Source organism: Paenibacillus canaveralius (assembly GCF_047238265.1).
GTDB lineage: Bacteria > Bacillota > Bacilli > Paenibacillales > NBRC-103111 > Paenibacillus_F.
This window is the reverse complement of the sequence record NZ_JBDFMM010000001.1, coordinates 386,952-411,534: the sequence shown is the minus strand read 5'-3', so window position 1 is coordinate 411,534 and position 24,583 is coordinate 386,952. Positions and strand designations below refer to the sequence as shown.

The following is a 24,583-nucleotide window of genomic DNA, read 5'->3' as shown; positions in this document are numbered from 1 at the left end:
CCGTGAAGAAAATTTTTTTCTTAGTCGTGCTTATTTTATTGGTGGCAGGGTGTGAGAAATCGGAAAAAGACATAAATCCGGAAATTGGAATGTCCCCACAATCTTTAGAGAATTATTTCCAAGTTGATTGGGCCAAAATCGACCGGATCGATATCCGCAACGGCGCTACCGGTGAACTGCGAACATTTAAGGAGAAAGAGATTCTCCGAAAGTGGATAGACGAAACCCGTATCATCGAGATAACCCCCGATCCGAGTCAGGAAGGGAGAACAGGTTTTAGATTTTCAGCAAATTTATATGAAGGCGATCAGTTGAAGTTCGGCTTTACGGATGGCCACGTCGGGAAAGTGTATATACTCTCTTCGGACCTGCTTTATAACCAGCTTAAGAGTTTGTATGAGTCATACACTCCTTAAAGAAAGGCTGTCCGGTTAGAAGGGATGAACAAATGAGAAAGTTAACATTACGTATTTTTAACGGTAGACTGGATGAAGTATTAAATCAGATGAACTTCGGGGTCATCATCGGCTCGTTGGTCTGTATCTTATTTTTAAAAATGATTATACAGACAAAACGAACAGGGTTGATACTTATGAAATATTTCATTTCACACTACCAGATTGTATATCGAAAATATGTAAATACCATGTAGGCCTACTTACCGTATGAAATTCGCGTTCCGCCGCCGTCTTTAGTATAGAAAAGGGACGCTGCCGTCCTAAAATCTTTACGTATACAGCTGTTCGGTCGTAAAAAAAGCAACTCCGTGGACCCCAGAATTGCTTAGCATCAACGATATTTTTTGAGTTTAATCATTGTAATTATTTTAAGTGACATTATTTATACCTGATACTTAGTCTTTAAAAAACCATGCTCTTTTTTAATCGCCTACCGCGCCTCCCTGCCCAAAAACCGCCAGAAATTGCGGCTGTACAAGTCATCGAAGTCGCGTTGTATCTCTTCCTCCGTTACGTACCAGCCGCTTCCGTGCAGCTTTTCGTACTTGTCCGCAAGAACCCGGCCGATGATGGAGCGGGAATGCTCCCACTTGTAAATAAGCTGCTCAAGAACGCGGCAGTCCGAGTGTTGCGGAATGAACGAGGTGCCGAGAAGTTCCACCCGGAAACGGGTCATCTCCTCCACGATCGATTCCACGTGCAGGAACCACCAGCAGCCGAAAATCATCAGGTTACGGAATTTGCGCGCAAGCACCGCAAGCTCATGCTGATTTTCGCGGGCCAGCATCGTGACCAGAAATTTCTGGTCCGGATAGCGCCGGCAGAGAGCTTCCACCGGGGTCACGTCCGAGTGCATGCTCATGTCGCCCGCCAGACGGAGGCCCGGGTTGACCGAACGCCGCACCCCGATCATGAGCGCAAAAGGAATGCCGTGCTCCCGGCATACCGGAATCATCGCTTCGTCGATCATCCGGCTGCGGTGATCCTCCGACGGATACACGAAATCCCCTGGCATGGAAACCGCCAGATAGAGCGCGTCCATCCGCCGGATCCACTCCGACAGGAAGCGGCGGACTTCCCCGCGCGTCTCTTCCGTCCACTCCTCCTCTACGCGGTATCCGAGCAGCTTCAGCTCACACACCGCCTGCGGCCAGTTGTTCAGCAGGGCATCTACGCGCAAAGCTGCGGAAAAACGCGGATCGGTATTGCCCCCGCGGTCCAGCCACACGGTCCGTTCGGCCGCATCGAAAGGGTCGTTCGTCATCACGATGTGATCCACCTTGGCGAGCTTCATGACCGTGTCCAGTTGTACACGCGTATTTCTCGCTGCCAGTACCCGCCGGTATTCTTCCAGATTGCGGCTGGAAACATCCAAGCCCAGGCGGTTCAAAATCGTGATCAAGCCGCTTGCCGCCTCGCTCACCGGAGAATGACCGGTGAACAGCTTTTTCCAGATGAGATCCGCCTGTTCCCTTTTGGACATCCCCCAGAAAGCATCATATGAATCTTCGAACCAGCGGAAAGATTCCGAGATCAGATAATGATAAGTCAGCAATTCATCGATTCCCCAGAGCAGAGAGTCTTCAAAATCCGCGGAATACAGATGGGTATGCATATCGGTGACCGGGGTGGAAAGGGCCAGCCGCCCGACGATTTTTCTAAGCTCCGTCACGTTTTGAATCGTTTGTGCCTTCATGGTTCCACATCCTTTTAATAAGGGTTAGAGTATGCAAAAAATACCTGCCCAAGAAGCGCCGGACACGGCTCTAAATCGTCATGGCCCCGAATCCCCCGTCGACCCGCAGAATAGAGCCGGTTACAAACCCTGAAGCCGCGGATGAGGCCAGGTATACGGCGGCGCCTTGAAGCTCGCGCGCTTCACCGAACCGGTTCATCGGCGTGTGGCTCATGATGGAGGAGATCCGTTCTTCCGAGAGAATTTTGCGGTTCTGTTCCGCCGGGAAAAATCCGGGTACGATCGCATTCACGCGCACGCCGGCCGGGGCGAACTCTCTCGCCAAATATTTGGTCACGCTGTTCACACCGGCCTTCGACGCGGAATAAGTAAACACCTTCGACAACGGCGGATCTGCCGATACGCTTGAAATGTTGATAATGCTGCCGCCTCGGCCGCTTTCCACCATATACTTGCCGAAAACCTGACAAGCCAGCATGACGCTTTTCAGATTGACGCTCATGATGCTGTCCCACTCTTCTTCCGTGATCTCGAAAAAAGGAGTCGCGCTGTTTTTGCCCGGACAGTTGAGCAGGATATCCGCTCTGCCCGTCCAGTCCAGCACTTCGTCCAGGACACGCCGCAAATCTCCCGAAGATGTCGCGTCCGCCTGGAAACAGCGGGCAACGCCGCCCTCTTGCTCTATGCGGTCCCGGACTGCGGCGGAGGTATCCGCGTTGCGGCCGACAACGGCCACCCGCGCTCCGTGTCCCGCCAGCCCGGCCGCCATCTCCCCGCCCAGCGTGCTGTTGCCGCCGATGACGACGGCCGTTTTGCCCGTTAAATCGAATAAGTTCATATGAATATGACTCCTTTGGGGTATTCCGGCTATGGCAGGTTTGTCCGATTACATATAATTAGGACACTAGCTATCCTCCTTACACATAAGCCGGGCCTTTTAGTGAATGAAACGGATTCGCTTTTATTAATCTGCTTCTACCGTACCATGAGATCCTCTAAAACGCTTTCTTCTCGTTATGCGTCTGCCTTTTCCCATTTATACTTGGTTGGTGTTATTCTGAGGGAGGCCATGCTAAACTGTGTGTAAGATTAAGTTGGTTTACTAACCGATCAGATACCCGAGAAAGCCGGAGGACAGCCGTATGAGCCTGATGGAATCTTTTACGCAACCGGTAGAAGCCCTGTACAATACATCCCGCATTCCCGCCGGTTTTCATTCTCATCTGTATTATGAAATTTATTATTTTCACAGCGGACAATGCAGTTACCTGGTCGGGGACCGGATTTACAAGCTTTCTCCGGGTGATCTCCTTCTCATGAACGGCATGACGCTGCATTATCCCAAAATCAATCCGGCATACGAGTACTGCCGCACCATTGTTCACTTCGATCCGGCTTTTGCCGAAGAGCTTTTCCGTGCGCCGCTGCTCACTCCCGTGCTGACTCCTTTTAAAAAGGCGGATAACCGGGTCATTTCGCTGGAGTCCGGGGAACGCGCCGACTTGGAGCCGCTGCTTGAACAATTGTGCTCTCTGTCCGGAGAAAATGACACTTTATCCCGCGACCGTTTTCTCACTTTGTTTATGGGGCTGCTCTTGCAAGTGTATGAAATCGCGGACAAACCCCGTAACCGGAGCCACGAGCCCGGCGGCCCCAGACAACAGCATGTGCAGCGGCTCATTTCTTACGTGGAGGCTCATTACGCCGAAGATTTGACCCTGGATGACATGGCCGAAGCCGTCCACTTGAACAAGCACTATCTCGTCAAAATGTTCAAGGAAACGACCGGGATCACGTTGTTTCACTACTTATACCGGCGCCGCATCAACCAGGCGAAAGTTCTTTTCACTTTGGAGCCCGGAAAAAGCATTACCGAAACCGCCTATGAAGTCGGCTTCAAGCATTTGTCACACTTCAGTCAGACGTTTAAAAAGTTTACCGGCCTGACGGCGGAGGAATACCGCAAACAGGTGCTGCACACCTATCCGAAGGAGTAACGCTACTGCGGGGCTGCCGCGTTAAAACATAAGAAAGCACCGCAGCTTTTTGCTGTGGTGCTTTCTTGTTCCGGCGGAATACCTTTCCGGCGATGTTTTAGTTCTGGTTCTGGTTTTGGTTCTGGTTTTGGTTCTGGTTTTGGTTCTGGTTCTGGTTCTGGTTCTGGTTTTGGTTCTGGTTTTGGTTCTGGTTTTGGTTCTGGTTTTGGTTCTGGTTTTGCTCTTGTCCTTGTTCTTGCCTTCGCCCTTACACTTGTCCTTAACTCTTACTCTTGCCCTTGCTCTTGCCTTCGCTCTTGCTCTTGCTCTTGCTCTAGCTCTTGCGCTTGCTCCCGCTTACACAATCCCCTACTCCGCCAAGCTTCCGTCCCTTCTTCGCCCGCGCGAATCCGTTACGATACCGGCGGACGGGTCAATCGCTTTCACAATGGCCTTCAAACGGGCTGCTTCCATAAAATGAATGGTGTAAGAAAGGCAGCGTCCCTTGCCGGGACCATTCCCCGCGCTTATCGCTTCATACAGCCCGTCTTCGTCCGGCCCCGGACCGCTTCCGATCGCCCCCTCCCTCGCAAACCGGCGGGGTTCGACAGGCCGGAAGTTCGCTATGACCCGCCCGGACCTTCTGCCGAAAAAGCGTTCGGCAGCCTGCCCCAGCCCGTAAGCTTGATGCTCTTCCGGCAGTTCTCTTTTTGCAGCCGCCTCGCGTTTTTCCGCTTTTTCTGCAGGATAGACAGAGGCTTTCCGTCCCAGTCTGGCCTCCATCTCCCTTTCGATTTCAGCGCAGTATCCGCTTACTATCGTAATCCGGCGGTGCACGGAGAATCCCCGCAGGCTGAAATGGACGGTTTCATACGCGAGCAGGTAAGCGAGAATGGAATACATCGCCTGCTCCCAGCCGTATATAAATCCCGCTCCCGCTAAAATAAAGCAGTTCAGCAGCATGAAATCTTGATCTTTAAAGCCGAATTTCACCAGCTTCTCGGTGTGATCCCGCGTTTCCAGGGTATCCAGGGTCCCCCCGTAGCGGATGACCAGACCGATCCCCAGCCCCAGGGCGGTTCCTCCGCAGAAGGCAGCCGTCATCGGATTTTCGATCAGAGCCGGTACCGGATGAAGAATGAGGGCGCTGAGCGAAAACACGAGCAGGCCGAGAACCGTGAGCACCGCGAAATTTCGCCGGACCTTCCGGTACGAGAGCAGAATAAGCGGCAGGTTCAGAACGAACAGAAACAGGCCGAGCTTCATTTCCGTAAAGTGTGCGGCCAAAGCGGACAGACCTGTCATCCCTCCGACCAGCATCCGGTTCGGGATCAGGAACAGCTCCAGCCCGACTGCGGCCAGCACGCTCCCGCAAATCACCATCAACAGCTTGAAACACCACTGCGCCAAGGACCAGCCGTCCATTGTTTCACCGGCCGGGCCGATGCGGACATTTTGCAAAAGCTTCATGCGGAATTCCTCCTCATCGCTTAGATTCCGTCCTTACAGGACCGTACAATCAGCCAGCGTCCGAGTGCGAATATCCGGCGGCATTACCCGCTTCCTTCCTTTTGCAGAACGGTTTTGCCTTTCTTTTTGCCGGACCCGTCTTTGAAAGGAATCACTTTATTCATCCACTTGTAAATGGTCTTGCTTTCCTTGGTAAGCAGAGGCCCGAGAATCGCCATAATAAGCACGTACAAAGCCGCAAAAGGCTGTAAAACCGCCAGCAGTCCGCCCGCCTTGCCGAGATTGGCCATAATAATGGAAAATTCGCCGCGCGATACGATGGTCAAGCCGATGTTGGCCGAGGCCTTCGGAGGGAGACCCGCGCTTCGCCCCGCAAGCATTCCCGCGGCCAAGTTGCCGATCAGGGTAATGACGACGGCTCCCAGCGACATCCAGACGGCTCCACCCAGCGCCAGGGGATCAATGGTCAGCCCGAAGCTGAAGAAGAAAATGGCGCCGAAGAAGTCCCGGAACGGCATGATCAGATGCTCGATCCGCTTCGCGTGCTCTGTCTCCGCCAGGACAAGCCCGACGAGCAGAGCACCGATCGCTTCCGCGACATGAATCGTTTCGGAAAATCCCGCTACGAGGAACAATGCCGCAAAAATCACAAGCGCGAACAATTCGTTGGAGCGGATGTTCAGCAGCCGGTTCAGAAGCGGAACGGCTTTTCTGCCCGCTACGAGCAGCACCAGCATAAATCCGAGTGCGATGAGTGCGGAAAGCAGTACGCCTCCCAATGTTGTAGAGCCGCTCAGGACAAGGCCCGACAGGATAGAAATGTAGACAGCGAGGAAAACATCTTCGAACATGATAATACCGAGGATCATTTCGGTTTCGGGATTGGCCGTTCTTTTCAGATCGACCAGAACTTTGGCCACGATGGCACTGGAGGAAATCGTCGTAATTCCGGCAATCACCAGAATTTCGGCTAGAGGAAAACCGAGCGCCCAGGCAAATAAGACGCCCAGCGTAAAATTAATGAGGATATAAATCGTACCGCCTACGGCGATGGAACGTCCCGACTTGATAAGCCGGCCTACCGAAAACTCCAGTCCCAGATAGAACAAAAGGAACAGGACTCCGATCCGGCCCATAAATTCGATCAGCGGCGCACTTTCAATGAACCGGAAATCAAAATGCCAGAACTCCAGCGCGTGAGGACCTACGGCCATTCCGATCAGAATGTAGAAAGGAATGACCGAGAAACGGAGTTTGGCCGACAACAACCCGGCCGCCGCGATAAGCGCGATGGCCAGCCCCACCTCAAATACCATATGATTCATCTATTCAACCACTTCCATTCTTTAAAATGTGCCGGAACAATTTTTGCTGCTGTCTCTCCCCGACCACGATCAAGGTAGAATCGGCGGACAAGACATAATCCGGTCCCGGATTGATCTGCTTGCCGTGATTTTTTTCGACAATCGCGATAATGGTCGCTCCCGAATTTTGCCGGACATCGAGCTCGCCGATTGACCGGCCGATACAGGCATACTCGGGGTCCATCTTGTACCACTCGATGATCAAATCGTCCAGAGCCACTTCGATCGACTCCAGCGCCTTCGGTTTATACGTCAATCCGCCTACGATTGCGGCAAGCTGCCGGGCTTCATCGTCATCGAGCGTAACCATGGACAAGCTCTCATCGGGATCGTCATAGCGAAAATGATACATTTCACGTCTGCCGTCGTCATGAAGGATAACGACAATCTTATCTCCGCCGCGGGTATTTATCAGGAACTTTTTTCCTATCCCCGGCAAATCGGATTCTCTTACGTACATAGCGGAACAGCCTCCTATAAATGAGTGTGATTGAGGACCGTTCGGTCCCGGTTCAGACATAGTTCAACGGTTCGTTTCACCGCTTCATGTTTTGCAAATCCAACCGTGTCAAATGGGCCATGCCCTTAGCCTAAGGAGTCAAGGAATCCGGACAGACGGGGGCCTTGCCGCCCGGCTTATTTTTTCGCCGAGGCTCCTCATCGCTTCTTGCATCATAAATCCAAGTTTTTATACATACTTATGCACAATTTATACATTCAACCGATTTCAGACAGACTCAAAGAAACCCTCTACAAACGGTCGAAAAAAATTATTTTGCAGACAGCATCGTTCAAAATTCTGATAGGACGGGACTATACGGTTTGCCGGACAACGGCATAGAAATTAAACCACGTAATTGGACGTGAATTTGATGGGGAGAAGGAGTTGTTTGCGCCTTAACAGGCAGACGAAGGGTTCGTACGGAAGCCCGGGTAGCGGGGCTTTAAAGAGGGTGAACAGGCACAGCACGGATAAGACCACGAGGGTAATCGCTGCCTTCACCATTTTGGCAAAATGATGGGTAACGGCTTTGCGGATCACATACTTGGATTTGTGTTCGCCAAGCGGAGGAACTGACTCATAAGTGGAGGACGCCTGAGCGGCCGCCGCTTCTTGGGTCAGCGGCACGGGCGCGGAGAAGCCGAGCAGGAGGGAAAGCATAAGAAACAGGCACCAGCGAATGATCGCGTTCTTTTGCTTCATCGTCTCCCCCCTTTGCAATCTGTTACAACTATGATAACACATTTTGCGTCTTTACGAAACAATTTTCAGAATATTTTATGCATTTTTTTGTTTGATTATGCAAAACGCCGGCAACCTGTCCCTGCTTCCCTTCCGAAACTGTAACTTTCCAACTTGTCCGCCAAACCGTACAATAAAGAAGGGGATAATTGGAAACCCGTTAGAGAGACCCGTTAGAGAGAGAGGAGAATATCATCATGGCGGCAACAAGAGAAGAGCGTCATACAAATTTACGCGAGGCGGAGAAGAAGGCGCTCGCGCTTTTCGAAATCGCCGAGGCGAAAGGAATTCTGCGCAGCGGAGTTACGGAGAAAGAATTGAACCGGGAAATTTATCAGCTCGCTTTCGAGCTTTACGGGATCAAAAAGTATTGGCACAAGCGGATCGTGCGCGCGGGAAGCAATACGCTTCATCCGTACCGGGAAAATCCGCCGGACAGGCTTGTAGAGCCGGGAGACATTCTCTTTATTGATTTCGGCCCGATCTTCGAAGATTGGGAAGCCGATTTCGGACGCACATACGTGTTTGGAGACGATCCCGTCAAAAATAAACTGCGGCGGGACGTCGAACTTGCCTGGCACGACGGTAAAGCCTTCTTCGAATCTCGTCCGGATATAACGGGCAGCGAGCTTTACGATTTTATGACTGCTTTGGCCCGCGATTACGGCTGGGAGTATGGCGGCCCTCACGCCGGCCATCTTATCGGGGAATTCCCCCACGAGATCGTACAGGGCGAAGAGGTCGAGAATTATATCCATCCCGACAATCACATCAAGATGCGGGATAACGATAAGAACGGCCTGCTCCGCGACTGGATTCTGGAGATCCATTTTGTGGACCGCGAGCGCGAGATCGGCGGATTTTTCGAGCAGCTGCTGACCGTAGACTGAATCATTCTTACTAAAAAGGAGCCTGCGGGTACTCAAACGAGTACCGCGCAGAGCTCCTTTACTTTTAGCAGGATGTTCTCCTCGGTCCGGTCATCGACAGCGATCTTTTCTTTGGCCAGTTCCGCCAATGCGTCATGGTCCCCGATCAGAACGGAATGCTTTGCCATCCGGAACAGCGGCAGGTCGTTGTTGTCGTTGCCGAAACAGACGAACTCGTCCAGCGGGAGACCGCATCCGCTTAACGCGGCCATCTTGTTGACGCCTTTGCCGGTCAGATCCAGGATCCCCTCCGAAGAATGATGATGGATCGTGACGTCCATGGCCCTCAGCTTCGCGGACAGCTCCTCAAACCTGCGGCAGGAGAGCACGACGATTTTAATAAACGACTGAATGTCATTCGGCTCTACGCGTTTTGCCAGTCCATGAGGGTCCACATTTGCCAGAAACGGATGTTCCGGACTCAGACGGTAAGCGTAGTTCCATGTGTCGTCGATCAGATATTCGGCTTCAAAATCATTCAGCAGATGAATGATTTGCCCCGCTAAAGGCCCCGGAATCGGCTGGTATGCCAAAGGCTGCTTGCGGTAAAACGTCATCGCCCCGTTCGCCCCGATCAGCAGATGGCCGTCGAATCTGTCGTCCAGCACGGGAAGCATGTCCCGGCAGGGCCGGGCCGATGCGAATCCCACAAAGTGTCCGGCTTCCTCCAGCTCCAGCAAAGCATCCAGAATACGCTTCGAAATCGGCTGTCCTTTAAAGCAAATCGTTCCATCCAGGTCAAAAATAAAGTTCATGTTCATGCCCACCTTACTCGGTTGATGTCCCTAATCGTAAACGGTATGAGCCGCCCGTTAAAGGGACAGAACGCGCAAAGTGAGCAGGACACCCGCCGCCTTACGATACAGCGGATTAGAACCACGCTTCCGCCAAAGCCTTCACGCCGGCGGAAATTTCCTCCCGGCCCAGCGCCCCGTATCCGAGCAGGATCGTCGGATACTCATCTCCGGGCCGCAGCCAGTACCGGGCGGTGCCATATACCCGCACGCCCTTTTCCAGGGCCGCTTCGATCAGCTCCTCTTCAGACCGGTCGGTCCTTACGATCAGAAAGGCGTGAAGCCCCGTATCTTTTCCCTCGGCCCGCGCTTTTCCAGGCATATACCGTTCGAGAGCCTCCGAGAAATAGCGCTGCTTCTCCTCATAAAGCCGCCGCATCTGCTGCAAATGCTTGTACCAGTATCCATCGGATAAGTACCGGGCGAAGGTAAGCTGATCAAGCCTCGAAACCGGCTGGTCGTACTCCGGTACTTTGGAGTGAAACCCGGAAAGAAGTCCGGAGGGCAGCACCATGTAACTGAGATTGAACACCGGCAGCAGCGCCTTGGAGATCCGGCCGATGTAAACCGCCTTCTCCGGGATCATGCTTTGAATCGCCGGAAGAATCCCTTCCTCGTATTTGAATTCCCACTCGTAATCGTCTTCGATCAAATATTCGCCGAGGGAACGGGTCCATTCCGCCAGCTCCGCTCTTTTATCCGCAGGCATTGTAATCCGGTTCCTGAACTGCTGGGAGGGGCTTACATACATCACGTTCGCTCCGCTTTCCGCCAGCTCGCCCAGCGAAACGCCGCTGCCGGACAACGAGACCGGATGAACCCGGAACCCGTGGTTCAAGAACGTGTTCCGGGCTCCGTCGTAACCGGGATTTTCCACACCGATCCTGTGCTTCTTCACATCGAGAAGCTGGCTTAGCAGCATCACGAGCTGCTGGGGGGCGGCCCCCACGACGATCTGATCCGGGGCTGCCGTCACCCCCCTGGATTCATATAACAGCCTGGAAAGCTCTTTGCGAAGCGGATATTCCCCCTGATTCGTTCCTTCGACGGCGTAAACGCTCTGGTTCTGCGCAATCACCAGGTTCCTCACTTTGTTCCAATGCCGGAAGGGAAACGTCCCCAGCTCGATATTGCCGTAACGGAAATCCGTGGTGACCGCGAAGCCGGCAGCATCTTCCGCCTCCGCCGGGGCGCCCTCTCGTTCGTTCGCCTCCGGCTCATACGTCACGCAAAAGCCCTTTTTGGCGATATTCCGCAGATACCCCTCCGAAACCAGAAGCTGATAGGCGCTTTCCACGGTATTTTTACTGATACCGAAAGATCGGGCGCAGCCCCGGATGGAGGGAAGATAGTCCCCCTTTTCAAGTTTCCCGTCCCGGATTTCGTTTTTGAAGTACGTATACAGCTGATGAAAAATCGGCTTCGGGCTGGCCGAGAAATCAAGGGTAAATTCACGCATGACGGGCGCACCTCCTAAGCTTCATACTTTCCCCGGGCTCTGCTAGAGAACGCTTTTGAATACGGCAGCCTTACCGTTAACCGGGTGCAGAATCTCCCGATTTTGTCGTGCCTGTCCCGCATTTCCGGTCTGTATTTTCAGTCCTATCTTCCCAAACTTCACCTGAACTTTCAACAAAACATAATTTAAAAGAATTTTGTCGTTATTTGTCTTAAAAATTTACATTATTTTACCGATATAAATATAGAAAGGGGAGAATTCCTGAATGACAAACGTAACAACCACCAAAGAGCAAGTAGTCGAAAGAATCAGCGGGATCATTTCATCTGAACTTGAGCGTGTTAAAACACAAAATCCGTTCTTTTTGAATTTCCCGGCGGAAAGAGATCCGCAGTATTTTGTCTGGTGCAACAATCTTTACCATCTGTCCAAACATTTCGGCGAACTGCTGAAACTTAGATGGGAACGGTTCCCGGATGTGGATCACGACGTTTTCTCCACTCACTACGACGAAGAGAAGGACCATGCCGAAATGCTCCGCAAATGGATGATCGGCATCGGCTTGGACGATCCTGAAAACCACAATGCCAATTACGAGACAGAGCACTTTATCTCCCTTCAATACCGCGCCGTTGCGGCCATGGATGAAAACATGTCTCTGCTGATCATTAACAGCACGAGCGAAGGTTTCGCCCATGCCGTGTACCTTCACGCCTACAAAATCCTGCAGGAGACCGGATTCACGGATCTCGAATACTGGGCGATTCACTGCGAGGCGGACGAGGAACACAGCCAGGTTTATCACCTCATCCAGAACATGACCGAAAAACAGCTGCAGGAAGCCGAACATCTCGTGAAGTATACCTGCAACACGCTGGACGTCATGCTGGCTTCTTGGTTTAAATAATTCGCGAAGGGGTAGCAAAAATGAGCGTGCAACTAAAAGATAAATTCAGCTCCAGCATGGATAAGGCCAACCTTGTTTTCGCCTGGCAGGTTGTCGATAACCTGACGGTCGAGGAAGCCAAGGAAGCGGCCCGCATCATTACCGAGACCGTGGAAAACAGCGCCAAATCGGGCAAAGTAAAACTGCTCGTCGACAACCGTTTCATGGAGCGCGACGGACGCCCGATCGTGTTCACGCCGGAAGTCAACAGCATTTGGGAAGAAGCCCAAAGAACGGTCTTTCCTCATGTTTCTCACATTGCCGTACTGTGCAGCGGCTCGATCATGAAGATGCAGATGGACCGCATCTCCAGAAACTCGAACATTTCCGATATTCAGAAAAGCTATTGGAACAAAGAAGATCAAGTTATGCTGAAAGAAGCTTTCGACTTCCTCGGCATCAGCTCCAACGATCTCATCAAAAGCAAATAACGGCCGAACGCCGATAGTCCCGTGTTTCCTTCTTAGGAAACCGGGGCTTTTTTGCGCATGTCCGTCTGCACGTCAAACAAAAAAGCGCAGATCCCCTCGGGATCGTGCGCTTTTCCTCGTAAAAACTGTCTACCCGCGGTCAAAAAAAGAATTCACTCAGCCCGGCTCTTTAATATCCCGGACTTCAAGCGTGACGGGCTGCGTATACAAGTCATACTTCCCGCCGTCGATAACCGCCGTATATCTCAGCAGGGCGTGAGCTTTGCCGGGCCTTTTTGCCGTGATCCGGCTTCCGTAAGCTTCCACGCTGCTCTCGCCGTCGAGCAGAATCACATCGGCCGCCTTCTCCAGACGGTCGCCTTTGAACGTTTCCATCAGGACGGACAAGTCCCTGCTTTCGTAGTTACCGACGACGATATGGTCCTGCACCGGTTTAACCGAGGCCGCCCAGTCCGAAGCCCAGAACGCGTAGTCCGTCGTAATGCCGAACGCGCCGTAACAGAAAAACTTCGCAAAATTGCTTTTATCGTTAAACGTCCAGGGAGAAATCAGAACTCCCCGGTGCTTGGCGGCCTCCATAAAGTTCGGCCCCAGCCCTTTGTAAGTGGTATTGAACGTGGTATTTCTCTGCTGCATCAGCCGCAGCGTATTGGTCAGCGATCCGTCGATATTCGCCTCATTGGCGGTTTCACCCGTCAGCAGTCCCATCGGCATTTCGGGCATCAGCTCGGAGAGGCGTTTCAGCTGGTCCGGATTGAAAGCCATCGTGTTGATGAGATCTTCGGCGCCTTTAGCTTTAACCACCTTAACAAAAGCATCCATTGCCGCCGGGTTCTTCGATTTCATCTCGGCCATAATCATCTTGCCCTGGCTGCGGGCGAGATCGATCTGCTCTTCGAGCGTCGGTATCTGGACGTACGGGAATCCCGCCGGATGCGGTTTGTTGGCGTTCAGCTTTTTAAGCTGGGCCAGGGTAAAATCTTCGACCTTGCCTTTGCCGTTCGTCGTGCTTTCGAGCAAAGGGTCATGAATGATCACGAGCCGGCCGTCTTTTGTAAAATACATATCATTCTCGATAAAATCCGCTCCCGCCTCCAGGCCGAGCCGGTTGGAGACGATCGTGTTCTCGGGAGCCTTCGACGGCATGCCCCGGTGACCGATGATATACGGCTTGCGGATCAGCGTGTTTCCGTGGGAGTACACTTTCAGCGCTTTGTAGGCCGCCTTGGGCGAGTCGGTCACGATACCGTTGACCCCGGCCGTAATCAGCGTATGCAGTCCCAAATCCCGGGCAGTCTTCGTCCCCGCCTCTTTCGTCCATACGACGATCAGCCTTTGCTGGAGATACGCGACGGAGGAGCGGGATGCCGAGGCACCCGGCAAAATGGCGATCTTGGCCAGACTGGCCGTCGTTTTGCGACGGATGTTCAGCAGATCTTCCGCCGACAAATTGCCGGCCGAGCTGAAATCCACGATGCCGCGCACGGCCGGGTACAGCGTTCTGGCCCGCTTGACGAGCTCGCCTTGGTCGGACACGACGAAAGCGTCCTCGATGCCGTTCTTCTTCAGCAGCCCGGCCACGCTGTCCGCCGTCTTGCCGTCCCGGACGTAGAAAGCCGGGATCATCCGGCGGCCGAGCGCATCGAGGACGGCCTCAAGCGTACCGAGCTCCGTTTTGCCGGACGGGTCCGTGATGCGGAGTCCGCTGCCCACATGGAGAATAACCGTGGCGGGCTTCGCCGGACCGGACAGCTCCTCCAGCTGCTCCCTGCTGCGCAGCTCCGTCACGATAGTCGGCGCGATGGCGATGCCCGTCTCCGGCTCCGTGACCTGCACGAGCTTCCCGCCGGCCACCGGGGGCTGCTTCACCGGCTGTGCTGCCGCTCCGGCGCCTGCACCGCCGGCGGGTTGAGGCGCCCCGCCTCCGGTGGACACTGCCGCTGCGGCCGTTCCGGTTTGTTTCGTTTTATTCAAAAGGATGTTCGGGTGATCCGGGGTTCCGCCTGCAATCGTCGTTCCGCTTCCAAGCGCCTGACTTCCTGCATCGGCCATATGAGCCTGCGGCATGCCCGCACGAAACGGAACCGCCATGCCCACCAGTGCCAACGTAACCCCCACATAGAAAATGTTCCAACGACGTGTCGACTGTTTGCGCTCTTTCCCTGTGGAAGGTTTCAGGTACTTGAAAAATCTTGCCGGTTGCTGCACGGCTCTCCCCCTTACATATGGTGAAATGTCCCCACTCCCGGTAAATCCCATGTATGTTAGCAGATTATGGTGGATACTCCCTCATTGTATCAAGTTCTCATTAGCGGGTAATCAATTCTTTATAAAGAATGTTTGAATTTTCCTTAAACTTTTCTTACAAAAATAAAAGACTTCCCGACCATAATTCGTCGGGAAGTCTTTAGAGCAATCCATGCTTATCTCAAGCCGGATATTAAGGCAGCTGGTTAAGGAAAGGCTTAACCGTTTTCGCGAAGCTGTAGCCGTTCATGCCGTCCCAGTTAATGGACCAAGTCATGGCACCGCGGATGTCCGGGTATTTCGCTACAGGCTTGTAGCTTCCGCAACTGTTGCCGGTTGCCAGGCAGTTCAGCGCGTTGTTCACGACCGATGCGGATACATAACCGCCGCCCGCAGCCGAAGAGGTTGCCGGAACGCCGATACCGAGCTGGCTAGGGGATACCCACTGGATCGCGAGATCCGTAAGAGCCGTCAGGAAGTCAACGGTTCCCTGGGAGTAGCATTTGCCGTCACGGCCGAGCATACAGCCGGAGTTGTAGTACTGGGTGTTAATAACTGTCGTAATGTCTTTTACATTGTTGTAGAACTGGATATAGCTTGTTTGGTTGTTCTGCATGTCGATCGTTTGCGGAGCCATGGTCAGAATAAAGCCGGAACCGACTTTCGCCTGAATTTGGCGGACCGCCGTGGTCAGGTTCGGAACGTTGAAGCCGTGCTCCAGATCCACATCGAGGCCGTCAAAACCATACTCCGTAATCAGAGCGGACATGGTGCTCACAAAGTTCGCCACGTTCGGCGAAGCGCTGCTGAGGTCGATGTTGCCTTTCTCGCCCCCGATGGACAAGATGACTTTCTTGCCCTGCGCCTTTTTCGCTTTGATATCGTTGATCAGATCCGCATTCGTATAACCGCCCAATGCTTTGGACAGATCGGGATCGATGCCGAAGGTAACGCCGCCCGGCTTGGTGCGGTCCATCTCCGCGAACGATACGGCAATGATGTCGTACTCGGCCGGCACTTCGCTCAGCTTGAGATTTTTCGCTCCGTTAACGAAGTTCTGCCAGTAGCCGGTCACGATATGCTTAGGCAGCTGACCGCTGCTTCCGCCGGTCGGCTGGGTTTTGGCCGTAACCGCCGCGCTCGCCGGGGATACGTTGCCTGCGGCGTCTTTCGCCTTCACCGTGAAGGAGTAGGAAGTGTCGGCCGCCAGGCCCGTTACGGTGGCGGACAAGCCCGTTACCGTCTGCGCCAGGGAGCCGTTGCTGTAGACTTCGTACTGGGTTACGCCGACGTTATCCGTCGCCGCACTCCAGGACAGGGAGACACTCGACGTTGTCGAGCCGGTAGCGGCCAGGTTGCCCGGTGCCGTAGGCGCCTGGGTGTCGGAGCCGCCGCTCGAAGGCAATGTAGTCACGCTGAGCGCGCTGCTTGCCGCCGACACGTTGCCTGCCGCGTCTTTCGCTTTCACTGTGTACGAATAAGCCGTATTCGGCGTCAATCCCGTGTTCGTATAAGTCAGCGTACTGCCGGAAACGCTTCCAACAAGCGTAGTGCCTCTGTAAACATCGTAGCCCGCGACACCGACATTATCGGTGGACGGATTCCAGGCCAGCGTGATGCTGGTGGAAGTCGTCGTTCCGGAAACCTTCAGGCCTGTCGGCGCTGTAGGTGCCTGGTTGTCGACTGTTCCTCCGCCTTGAACTTCTTTCCACAGGGCGGGAACGTTAGGCGGCTCCCAGCCGTTTAACGACGTATGCGGCTGTACGACCTGATAAGTTTTGCCGCTGTATGTGACCGTATCGCCAACCGCATAGGAAACCGATGACGCCCAAGCTCCACGATCGGCCGCCGAAGCCATTGCGGGAATTAAAGAGGCGAACAACGTCGCGGTCAACAGAAAACCGGCGGTTTTCTTCACAACCGATTTTGGACCGGTTAAAATCTTTTTCATAAATGAGATCCCTCCTGAATTGGTTGATCTGCGTTCCGGGGAACGCGGAATGGAATGCCTGCTGCATCCGAAGTGCGAAGCGTCTTCCACCTCCTCATGGATTTAAAAACGGTTGGCGAAAGGAATGAAAGCCCTTTCCTACTTCCATTTAAACACGGGCAGATAACCAAAAGTAGGGATAAATCTATTGAATATAGGGAGAAGATTACAGAATCGGACATAAAAAAAGCGCCATTCCGTCTGGAATGAACGCTTTCCCGGTTTACGCCGGGTCTGTGACGACGGCAATCCGGTTAAACCCGGGCCTCTGCTCAACCGAGCTCCCGTCATGCTGTACGTCTATTCTTCTTCGCGCCGCCAAATATCGTGATATTCCTTGTGCCGCTTGAAAAGGGCATGCGCGTACGAGCAGGCCGGGACGACCGTCTTCTTCTCTTCCCTCGCCTGATCGACGACGGCCCGGACCAGTTCCTCGCCCACCTTCTGGCCCCGCAGAGCTTCGGATACGAAAGTATGGTCAATCACCAGCGACTCGCTGCCTAAGGGCTGATACGTAATTTCGGCGACCGCTTCCCCGTTTTCCATGACCGTGTAGCCGTTTGCCTGTTTGACGGTTTCTCTCATGATATTGGCCTCCTCCTTATCTTTTCTATTTATTATTAACCATATTTTAGCCTTTCTATTTTTCCGGAAACTTGGCAAACTCAAAATGAGAGCGGAAGGCCGGCCATTCTATCAGGCATTTACGGGCCAGCATTCGTTAAGGCGGTGAAAAAATGAAAGAAAAACGAGTCCGGGAAATCCGCGTAACCGATTATCGGGCCATTTACTTGTTAAACCGGGACTTCAATCCCGACCTGCATCAAAAAAATTTTATAAAAACGTTCGATTAACCGCAAAAAAGCCTTAACCCTTCTGCCGGGTCAAGGCTTTCTTTCCGTAAATTGTTTGCGTCCCGGATTATTTCACCAGATGAAAATCGCCGGAGCCGGTTCTTACTTTGAGCTTCACTTCACCGCTGCCGAATTTGCCCTTCAGCCGGTCTTTCTTCTCGTTCTTCTCTTCTGAGGAGAAGTTCTCCCAGTCGACGCTTCCGTTGCCGCTGCCGCCCTCGAAGTCCACTGCCAGCGATTTGGGCTCCTCGGACAATTCTATCTTCACGTTGCCGCTGCCGGATTTCAGGTCGGCATCCCGCAAAATCTCGCCCGCTTCTAGGCGGATATCGCCGGAATGCGTCTCGCCTTGCAGGGAAGCCTTGCCCTGCTTTAATTCGACATTCCCGCTGTGTCCTTCGAATTTCAGGGAGTTCGCCGCATACTGTTCGGCTCTGATATCGCCGGAGTCCGCTTTAAGCATGATCGCGTCTCCTTGGACATCGGTCACGGAAATAGCTCCGCTCCCCGCATCCGCAACCAGCTTGTCGGATTTAATCTCACGGAGTGAGGTATCGCCGCTTCCCGCTTTGGTCTCGACGGCATTCCCTTTCAGAGATTCCAATTCGATATTACCGCTGCCGGATTGTACACGAACGGAATTCCAGTTTTTCTCGGGAAGCTCGACAACCAACTCCACGTTGACAATCGTTACGCCTACCCCGATTTCGCTCGGTTCCTCGATTCCGACCGACAGCGTATCGCCTTTGGAATCGACCTTGAGCTGAAATTTCTCAGCCTGCTTTTTGCTTACGCTGCCGTCCAGGCGTACGTTCACTTGATTGCCCTCGCCCTTGACGATCCGGGCATCGGCGCTTCCCGTCTCTACGATAATATTTTGTAAGGGAGCTCCTTCCGCCGTTTTCTCCAGATGAATATCCTGTGTCTTGAAAGAAAGTCCGTTCCAGGAGAACACGCCTACCGGATTAAAGTAATACAGCAGAGCCAGCACTCCTACGCCAATCAATAGAAAACCCATATTTCTTCTCATGTAATTTCTCCACTCCAATCAACCGACATTGTTCTTGAATTCAGCCGAGCCTTACCTCGCTTTCAAAGTATATCACCAGATATTGACTGCCCGCATTGGACCTGCGAAGGTAATTCTTCCCCGTCTGAGGTCCAGGGGGAACGGCCGGGCACCAACCTCCCGCTTTTTCATAAAATGAACAAAAGAGCGTTCGGAAAGGAGCCTGTAAGCATGTACAGTCCCCCCTATCCTCTCCCGTATCCGTCCCATCTCCCCGATTTCGCACCTTCCGTTTACAATTGGCCGGCAGGGCCTCCCTTTACCCGGTTCCCGGAAAATACCGGGTACCCCTCCGCCGATCCGAAGCAGCTGATCTCGTCGGCCGCTTCTTTCCGCAGGCTGCTCGCCGACGGCAATGTCGTGCTTGCCCGGCTGTCCGACGAGCCCTTTGCCTTCCGGCTGATGACGGCGGCGCAGGCCGGCCGCAAGCAGGAGGTCGACCGGCTTATGAAGAGCATCGCCGTTTCCTCCGTCCTGGCCGCCCGGTACACTCCCAGCGGACTGATCGTGACCGTGACGCCCGGCGCCCAGGAACTCGCATGCTGCGCCCTTACGATGTCCCTGAAGTGGGGACAGTAAAGCCGTCAGCGGCATGAAAGCAAAGCGTGCAGCACGGGGGTTGGCGGCTCCAGGACCGGGCGGACTTAGGCCGACGCCTCAGAGCGGACTGCCGGGAAGCGCCGCAAGCCTGCGGACCTGGTGGCCCCTCTCTTGCAGCCCGGATGGCTTTGCCTCGGCTTGCCGGCCCGCGGCCACCCAAACGCGGCGCCAAATACTGCGTGCGCCGCCGCGCAAACCAAAAGGACCGGAGGAATCCTCTCCTCCGGTCCTTATCGGCCGGCGCGCCTACTTCTCCTGCGCCAGACTGGTTTTAAACCCTTCGCGCCAGCTCGGGTACACGGGCTCCCAGCCGTAATCGCGCCGGGCCTTGGCGTTGGACGCTCCGCGTTCGCCCCGGCTTCGGCCCGGCTGGAACTCCGGCTCGGGGGCTCCGAGCGCCGAAGCGTAAGCGGGCAGCCAGAGCGTGCCCGGGGCCGGCTCGTCGTCGACGATGTTGACCGCCCCCGAAGGCCACTCCAGCGCTGCCAGCGCGGCTCTTGCGGCATCCTCCACATGGAGGAAGGAGGTGACGCCTTCAGTCGCCCTCACTTCGCGGCCGCGGACCTTATCCGCGACAGCCCCGTCACGGGCATACCAGGTTCCGGGGCCGTACAGCAGCCCGTACCGCAGAATGACGAACTCCGGCATCTCGGCCGCTGCACGTTCCAGTGCGGCTACGCCGTCCACCGTCGTTTTTCTCGGCTCCGGAGCTTCCAGATCAAGCGGCACGTCTTCGCCGGCCGGCCCGTCCCCGGGCTCGTACATCCACGAGATGCTTTGGGCAATCATTTTCCCGGTTCCCGCCTCCCGTGCGGCATCCACCAGATTACGCGTGCCCTGCTTCCTGATCCGTGCGTTCTCTTCCAGATTATACCCGCTGAGCGCCGTAAGCTGATGAATCACAACCTCGGCCTCTGCCCTCCGGAGCTGTGCGATCAGTTCATCCCGGTCGAAGACATCCGCCTCAACGGGTACGGCCCCTTGTGCAAGCACCGCTTCCTTCCCCGCCTTGCCGCGCACCATGGCGTATACGGTGTGCCCTTCCTTTATCAAAAGCGGGAGCAAGGATCGTCCGATTACTCCCGTAGCGCCTGCCACGAAAATTTTCATCTCCAGCCCTCCTTTACGAGTTCCCAAGCGGGATTGTATTCTCCCCTTAGACAAAGGAAAGAGCGTTTTTGTGACAGGCCGAGCCTTTTTAAGCTAATCAATGTTTTAGAAAGCGAACGATGGGCGGAACGGCTGCCCCCGCCGTATCTGTCTCCGTTAACTCTTCACCCGGTAAATCCGGGACTCGTATGGCTTCAAGTTCCATGAAGAGCCGGCCGGACTTTTCACCTCGTAATTCGCAAGAATCAGTTCTTTTTCCGCTGAGGCTATGGATTCCGGCAGCGTGCAAACCGTACTCCCATCCGAAATATTCAGCAGAATCAGCCATTTCTCGCCGTCCAGCACGCGCAGGAACGCGTAAATCCGGTCATCCTCTTCAAGCAGAGGCTCGTAAGTCCCGTAAACCATGACCGGATTTGCCTTGCGGAGCCGGATCAGCTTCTGGTACGTGTAGAAAACGGAATCCGGATCGGCAAGCGCCTGCTCCACATTGATCTCCCGGAAATTTGGATTCACCTTGATCCAGGGGGTGCCGTCCGTAAACCCGCCGTTGGCCGAACCGTCCCACTGTACGGGAGTCCGGGAATTGTCCCGGGCCAAGTGCAGCAGGCTCTCGAAAACTTCCTGCGGGTCGCGGCCTTTTTCCACTTCTTCCTTGTACTTGTTCTTTAACGCGATGTCGTTATAATCCCCGATCGAATCGAACCGCACCCCGGTCATGCCGATTTCTTCCCCCTGGTAGACGTATGGCATTCCCGGAAGAGTGTGAAGCAGCACGGCAAAGCATTTGGCCGATTGCACGCGATACTCCTTGTCGCTGCCGAACCGGGTTACAAGCCGGGTATGGTCGTGGTTGTTCAGGAACTGGGAATTCCAGCCCCGGCCCCACATGCCGTCGTACCACCTTTTCTGAATCCTTTTGAACTTGTCCATCTCCCAGTGAGCCATGTAGTCGCAAACCTCGAAATGGAACAAAGTATTCAGCTCGCCGCGGTCTTCGCCTACATAAAGCAGCCCGTCCTCCGGCGTGACGAACGGAATTTCCCCGACCGTAAAAATGTCGTAATGCTTCAGAACCCGCTCATGCATTTCCTGCAAATATTCATGTATCCCCGGGTTATTTCCCAGATACGAAATATTCTCCGGATGCTCCGCATCGGGAAAACCCGCCTGCTTCGCGAGCAGATTAATGACGTCCATCCGGAAGCCGTCGATGCCTTTATCGAGCCAGAACCGCATCATATCGTAAATTTCTTCGCGCACCTGAGGATTTTCCCAGTTCAGGTCCGGCTGCTCCGTTGCGAAGGAGTGAAAATAATACTCCTGCGTCACTTCGTCGTATTCCCAGGCGGAAGGCGTAAAGTACGATCTCCAGTTGTTCGCTTCCCCGCGCCAGATATAATAATCCCGTTTGGGGTTATCTTTGGACGAGCGGGATTCCGTGAACCAGGGATGCTGATCGGACGTGTGGTTGACCACCAGATCCATAATCAGCTTCATACCCCGGCCGTGGACTTCGCTGAGCAGCTTCTCGAACGTCTCCATGGTGCCCGCCTTGGCCATCACGGTCCGGTAATCCGATATATCGTATCCGTTATCGACATCCGGTGATCCGTAAATGGGATTCAGCCAGATCACATCCGCGCCGAGCTCTTTTATATAATCCAGTTTGCGGATAACACCTTCCAAATCCCCGTATCCGTCTCCGTCCGTATCGTAAAAACTTCTCCAGTACACCTGATAGACAACCGCTTCTTTCCACCACGTTTTTTGCATGCGCTTACACTCCTCGCTGTTAAGATCGGTATCCAGATCTACTAATTCGGCACAGGGGCGCTTCTCCCCTTTAAAAGCCGCACGCGCCAGGTGCCCCGTTCAACATGGCCGCGCCTGATTTTACCGGATTCATCACGCAAAAATATATTTGTTCCGTAAACGTGACAGACAAGCAAACGACACTGTCAATATTATACCCCCGGTCAATAACCTGTGGTTAATTCCTCATTCCTTCCTTTTGCCGCCTCCCCCTCTAACGGTTCGTCATCGCTCATAATTTACAATTTTAGTTAAACTTTATAAAAAATGTTTGACAGGACTGTGAACACATTCTATACTACAGATATTAAAACAACTTTTCCTACCTGAATACTTGCATATTAATTCTGTCGTTCTTTCCTCGTCCCGCCGTTTTCTAACGGCCGCTTTTTCGACCCACTTGGAAAGGGGTGATGCCAATCGGTTTGTAAGGCTGTTTGTAAGGCCGCAGCTCAGATCAACCGGCTATCGCGTTTTGCCCGGGGCGCCGCACAGCGGACGTCAACCATTTCCTAGGAGGGATTGTATTTATGAAAAAGAAGCTGACATCGCTAGTACTCGGAGGAACACTTCTGATCGTATCCGCTCTGCCTGCAGGTGCAGCAACCGCCGAGGTTGCGACGCCGAAATCCGTAACCCCCAAATTCATCGGGGAAACGTGGAAAGCGCCGGCCGGACTTTCAAACGAAGATAAAGTGTGGGGATTCCTCGATCATAAGAAAGAGGCGCTGAGCCTGAGCGGAAGCCTAAAGGAAAATCTTAAAATCGTTAACAAACAGAGCGACGCCGCAAGCGGCACGACTCACTACCGCCTGAAGCAGTATATCCAAGGAATTCCGGTTTACGGAGCGGAACAGACGGTGCATCTGGATAAGAGCGGCAACGTGTCTTCTTATCTCGGAAGCGTGCTGGCGGACTCGGAGCAGGAAGTGGCCAACGGCGTGAAAGCCAAAATCAGCGCTTCCGATGCGATTAAAACCGCTATTGCGGACACCGAGAAAGCCGCAGGCAAGCTCGGCCAGCAGCAGAAGCCCGCACAGGCGGAGCTGACGATCTATCCGCTGGAAGGCAAGAACGTGCTCACCTATGCGACAGAGGTGAACGTACTGGAACCGTCCCCGATCCGTACCCGTTACTTTATCGATGCCGTTGACGGCTCTATCGTGAAGAAGTACGACCTCCTTGACCGCGCCGTAGGCACGGGCACAGGCGTACTGGGCGATACGAAGCAGTTCATCACGACACAAAGCGGCTCGACTTTCCAGCTGAAGGATACCACGCGCGGCAACGGCATTGAAACATACAGCGCCAACAACGGTTCCTCTCTGCCTGGGGTACTTAAAACAAGCACCAACAACAGCAACTGGACCGACCGGGCAGCCGTAGACGCTCACGCTTACGCGGAGAAAGTTTACGACTTCTACAAAACGAAGTTCGGACGGAACAGCCTGGACGGCAACGGCAAGCTGATCAAATCAACGGTCCACTACGGACAAAACTATAACAACGCCTTCTGGAACGGCGTACAGATCGTTTATGGAGACGGCGACGGCGTCAACTTCCTGCCCTTCTCCGGCGATCCGGATATCATCGGTCACGAGCTGACGCACGCCGTAACCGAATATACGGCCGGCCTGGAATATTACGGCGAATCCGGTGCCCTGAACGAATCGATTTCCGACATTTTCGGAAATACGATCCAGAACACCAACTGGCTGCTCGGGGACGATATTTACACGCCGGGCAAGGCGGGCGACGCGATCCGCTCCCTCTCCAATCCGGAGCAGTTCAATCAGCCTAACCACTACAGCAAGCGTTACACGGGCACTTCCGATAACGGAGGCGTTCACACGAACAGCGGCATCAACAACAAAGCGTTCTACCTGATCGCGCAAGGCGGCACTCATTATAACGTTTCCGTAACGGGCATCGGCCGGGACAAAGCCATCAAGATTTACTACCACGCCCTGACCAACTACCTGTCTCCATACTCCAACTTCTCCAACATCCGTGCGGCTGCCGTACAATCGGCGGTAGACCTGTACGGAGCCGGCTCTGCCGAAGCCGTAGCCGTAGGCAAAGCCTACACCGCGGTCGGCGTGAATTAATCCGCTTACCCGGTAAGGAGGTAA

The 24,583-nt window shown here is 53.9% G+C and carries 21 protein-coding genes; 7 read left to right on the top strand and 14 right to left on the bottom strand.

The window, feature by feature from the left end:
- The first annotated feature begins 2 nt into the window (after positions 1 to 2).
- The gene (locus ABC395_RS01855) at positions 3 to 416 is read left to right on the top strand and encodes a membrane lipoprotein lipid attachment site-containing protein (RefSeq protein WP_413000342.1); all 414 of its coding nucleotides are present in this window, start codon (positions 3 to 5) and stop codon (positions 414 to 416) included.
- A 472-nt stretch (positions 417 to 888) separates the two neighbouring features.
- Here the strand turns inward: ABC395_RS01855 and ABC395_RS01850 are convergent, their stop codons facing one another.
- Positions 889 to 2,154 carry a glucuronate isomerase gene (locus tag ABC395_RS01850; protein WP_413000341.1) on the bottom strand — a complete coding sequence of 422 codons (1,266 nt, stop codon included), beginning with the start codon at positions 2,152 to 2,154 and terminating at the stop codon, positions 889 to 891.
- A gap of 70 nt (positions 2,155 to 2,224) precedes the next feature.
- Positions 2,225 to 2,992, bottom strand: a complete 768-nt coding sequence (locus ABC395_RS01845; protein WP_413000340.1) for an SDR family oxidoreductase — start codon at positions 2,990 to 2,992, stop codon at positions 2,225 to 2,227.
- A 304-nt stretch (positions 2,993 to 3,296) separates the two neighbouring features.
- On the opposite strand from ABC395_RS01845, the gene ABC395_RS01840 reads away from it, so the two are divergent.
- Positions 3,297 to 4,151 carry an AraC family transcriptional regulator gene (locus ABC395_RS01840; protein ID WP_413000339.1) on the top strand — a complete coding sequence of 285 codons (855 nt, stop codon included), beginning with the start codon at positions 3,297 to 3,299 and terminating at the stop codon, positions 4,149 to 4,151.
- Between the two features lie 348 nt (positions 4,152 to 4,499).
- Here ABC395_RS01840 and ABC395_RS01835 read toward each other — a convergent pair whose 3' ends face one another.
- The 4 genes from ABC395_RS01835 to ABC395_RS01820 all read right to left on the bottom strand — a co-directional run bounded on the left by ABC395_RS01835 (position 4,500) and on the right by ABC395_RS01820 (position 8,168).
- Positions 4,500 to 5,600 (bottom strand): YitT family protein, encoded by a 1,101-nt coding sequence (locus tag ABC395_RS01835; RefSeq protein ID WP_413000338.1) that lies wholly within the window; start codon positions 5,598 to 5,600, stop codon positions 4,500 to 4,502.
- Between the two features lie 83 nt (positions 5,601 to 5,683).
- A complete protein-coding gene (locus ABC395_RS01830; protein WP_413000337.1) occupies positions 5,684 to 6,925 on the bottom strand; it encodes a cation:proton antiporter in 1,242 nt (413 codons plus the stop codon).
- Between the two features lie 4 nt (positions 6,926 to 6,929).
- The gene (locus ABC395_RS01825; protein ID WP_413000336.1) at positions 6,930 to 7,424 is read right to left on the bottom strand and encodes a cation:proton antiporter regulatory subunit; all 495 of its coding nucleotides are present in this window, start codon (positions 7,422 to 7,424) and stop codon (positions 6,930 to 6,932) included.
- A gap of 384 nt (positions 7,425 to 7,808) precedes the next feature.
- Positions 7,809 to 8,168: a hypothetical protein gene (locus tag ABC395_RS01820; RefSeq protein ID WP_413000335.1), complete on the bottom strand. Its 360-nt coding sequence runs from the start codon at positions 8,166 to 8,168 to the stop codon at positions 7,809 to 7,811.
- Positions 8,169 to 8,404: 236 nt separating this feature from the next.
- Between ABC395_RS01820 and ABC395_RS01815 the strand changes: the two genes are divergently transcribed.
- Positions 8,405 to 9,097: a M24 family metallopeptidase gene (locus ABC395_RS01815; RefSeq protein WP_413000334.1), complete on the top strand. Its 693-nt coding sequence runs from the start codon at positions 8,405 to 8,407 to the stop codon at positions 9,095 to 9,097.
- Between the two features lie 32 nt (positions 9,098 to 9,129).
- On the opposite strand, the gene ABC395_RS01810 is transcribed toward ABC395_RS01815, so the two are convergent.
- Together ABC395_RS01810 and pdxR are read right to left on the bottom strand one after the other, a co-directional pair.
- Positions 9,130 to 9,891, bottom strand: coding sequence for an HAD-IIB family hydrolase (locus ABC395_RS01810; protein WP_413000333.1), 762 nt, complete (start codon positions 9,889 to 9,891; stop codon positions 9,130 to 9,132).
- Positions 9,892 to 10,006: 115 nt separating this feature from the next.
- A complete protein-coding gene (gene pdxR, locus ABC395_RS01805) occupies positions 10,007 to 11,389 on the bottom strand; it encodes a MocR-like pyridoxine biosynthesis transcription factor PdxR (RefSeq protein ID WP_413000332.1) in 1,383 nt (460 codons plus the stop codon).
- 265 nt (positions 11,390 to 11,654) lie between these two features.
- Between pdxR and ABC395_RS01800 the strand changes: the two genes are divergently transcribed.
- Both ABC395_RS01800 and ABC395_RS01795 read left to right on the top strand, forming a co-directional pair.
- A complete protein-coding gene (locus ABC395_RS01800) occupies positions 11,655 to 12,296 on the top strand; it encodes an iron-containing redox enzyme family protein (protein WP_413000331.1) in 642 nt (213 codons plus the stop codon).
- Between the two features lie 20 nt (positions 12,297 to 12,316).
- Positions 12,317 to 12,766 (top strand): hypothetical protein, encoded by a 450-nt coding sequence (locus ABC395_RS01795; RefSeq protein WP_413000330.1) that lies wholly within the window; start codon positions 12,317 to 12,319, stop codon positions 12,764 to 12,766.
- 156 nt (positions 12,767 to 12,922) lie between these two features.
- On the opposite strand, the gene ABC395_RS01790 is transcribed toward ABC395_RS01795, so the two are convergent.
- The 4 genes from ABC395_RS01790 to ABC395_RS01775 all read right to left on the bottom strand — a co-directional run bounded on the left by ABC395_RS01790 (position 12,923) and on the right by ABC395_RS01775 (position 18,887).
- On the bottom strand, positions 12,923 to 14,974 hold the full coding sequence (locus ABC395_RS01790) for a glycerophosphodiester phosphodiesterase family protein (protein ID WP_413000329.1): 2,052 nt from the start codon (positions 14,972 to 14,974) through the stop codon (positions 12,923 to 12,925).
- A 232-nt stretch (positions 14,975 to 15,206) separates the two neighbouring features.
- The gene (locus ABC395_RS01785) at positions 15,207 to 16,964 is read right to left on the bottom strand and encodes a fibronectin type III domain-containing protein (protein WP_413000328.1); all 1,758 of its coding nucleotides are present in this window, start codon (positions 16,962 to 16,964) and stop codon (positions 15,207 to 15,209) included.
- 339 nt (positions 16,965 to 17,303) lie between these two features.
- Complete coding sequence (locus tag ABC395_RS01780) at positions 17,304 to 17,588, bottom strand: GNAT family N-acetyltransferase (protein ID WP_413000327.1); 285 nt, start codon at positions 17,586 to 17,588, stop codon at positions 17,304 to 17,306.
- Between the two features lie 336 nt (positions 17,589 to 17,924).
- Positions 17,925 to 18,887 carry a DUF4097 family beta strand repeat-containing protein gene (locus ABC395_RS01775; RefSeq protein WP_413000326.1) on the bottom strand — a complete coding sequence of 321 codons (963 nt, stop codon included), beginning with the start codon at positions 18,885 to 18,887 and terminating at the stop codon, positions 17,925 to 17,927.
- Positions 18,888 to 19,097: 210 nt separating this feature from the next.
- On the opposite strand from ABC395_RS01775, the gene ABC395_RS01770 reads away from it, so the two are divergent.
- Positions 19,098 to 19,505 (top strand): YuzC family spore coat inner layer protein, encoded by a 408-nt coding sequence (locus ABC395_RS01770; protein WP_413000325.1) that lies wholly within the window; start codon positions 19,098 to 19,100, stop codon positions 19,503 to 19,505.
- A gap of 267 nt (positions 19,506 to 19,772) precedes the next feature.
- On the opposite strand, the gene ABC395_RS01765 is transcribed toward ABC395_RS01770, so the two are convergent.
- Entirely contained in the window at positions 19,773 to 20,636 is an 864-nt protein-coding gene (locus tag ABC395_RS01765; protein WP_413000324.1) for an NAD-dependent epimerase/dehydratase family protein, read from the bottom strand.
- A 156-nt stretch (positions 20,637 to 20,792) separates the two neighbouring features.
- Positions 20,793 to 22,412: a glycoside hydrolase family 13 protein gene (locus ABC395_RS01760; RefSeq protein ID WP_413000323.1), complete on the bottom strand. Its 1,620-nt coding sequence runs from the start codon at positions 22,410 to 22,412 to the stop codon at positions 20,793 to 20,795.
- A 569-nt stretch (positions 22,413 to 22,981) separates the two neighbouring features.
- Here ABC395_RS01760 and ABC395_RS01755 point away from each other — a divergent pair.
- Positions 22,982 to 24,559 (top strand): M4 family metallopeptidase, encoded by a 1,578-nt coding sequence (locus ABC395_RS01755; RefSeq protein ID WP_413000322.1) that lies wholly within the window; start codon positions 22,982 to 22,984, stop codon positions 24,557 to 24,559.
- The last annotated feature ends 24 nt before the right edge of the window (positions 24,560 to 24,583 follow it).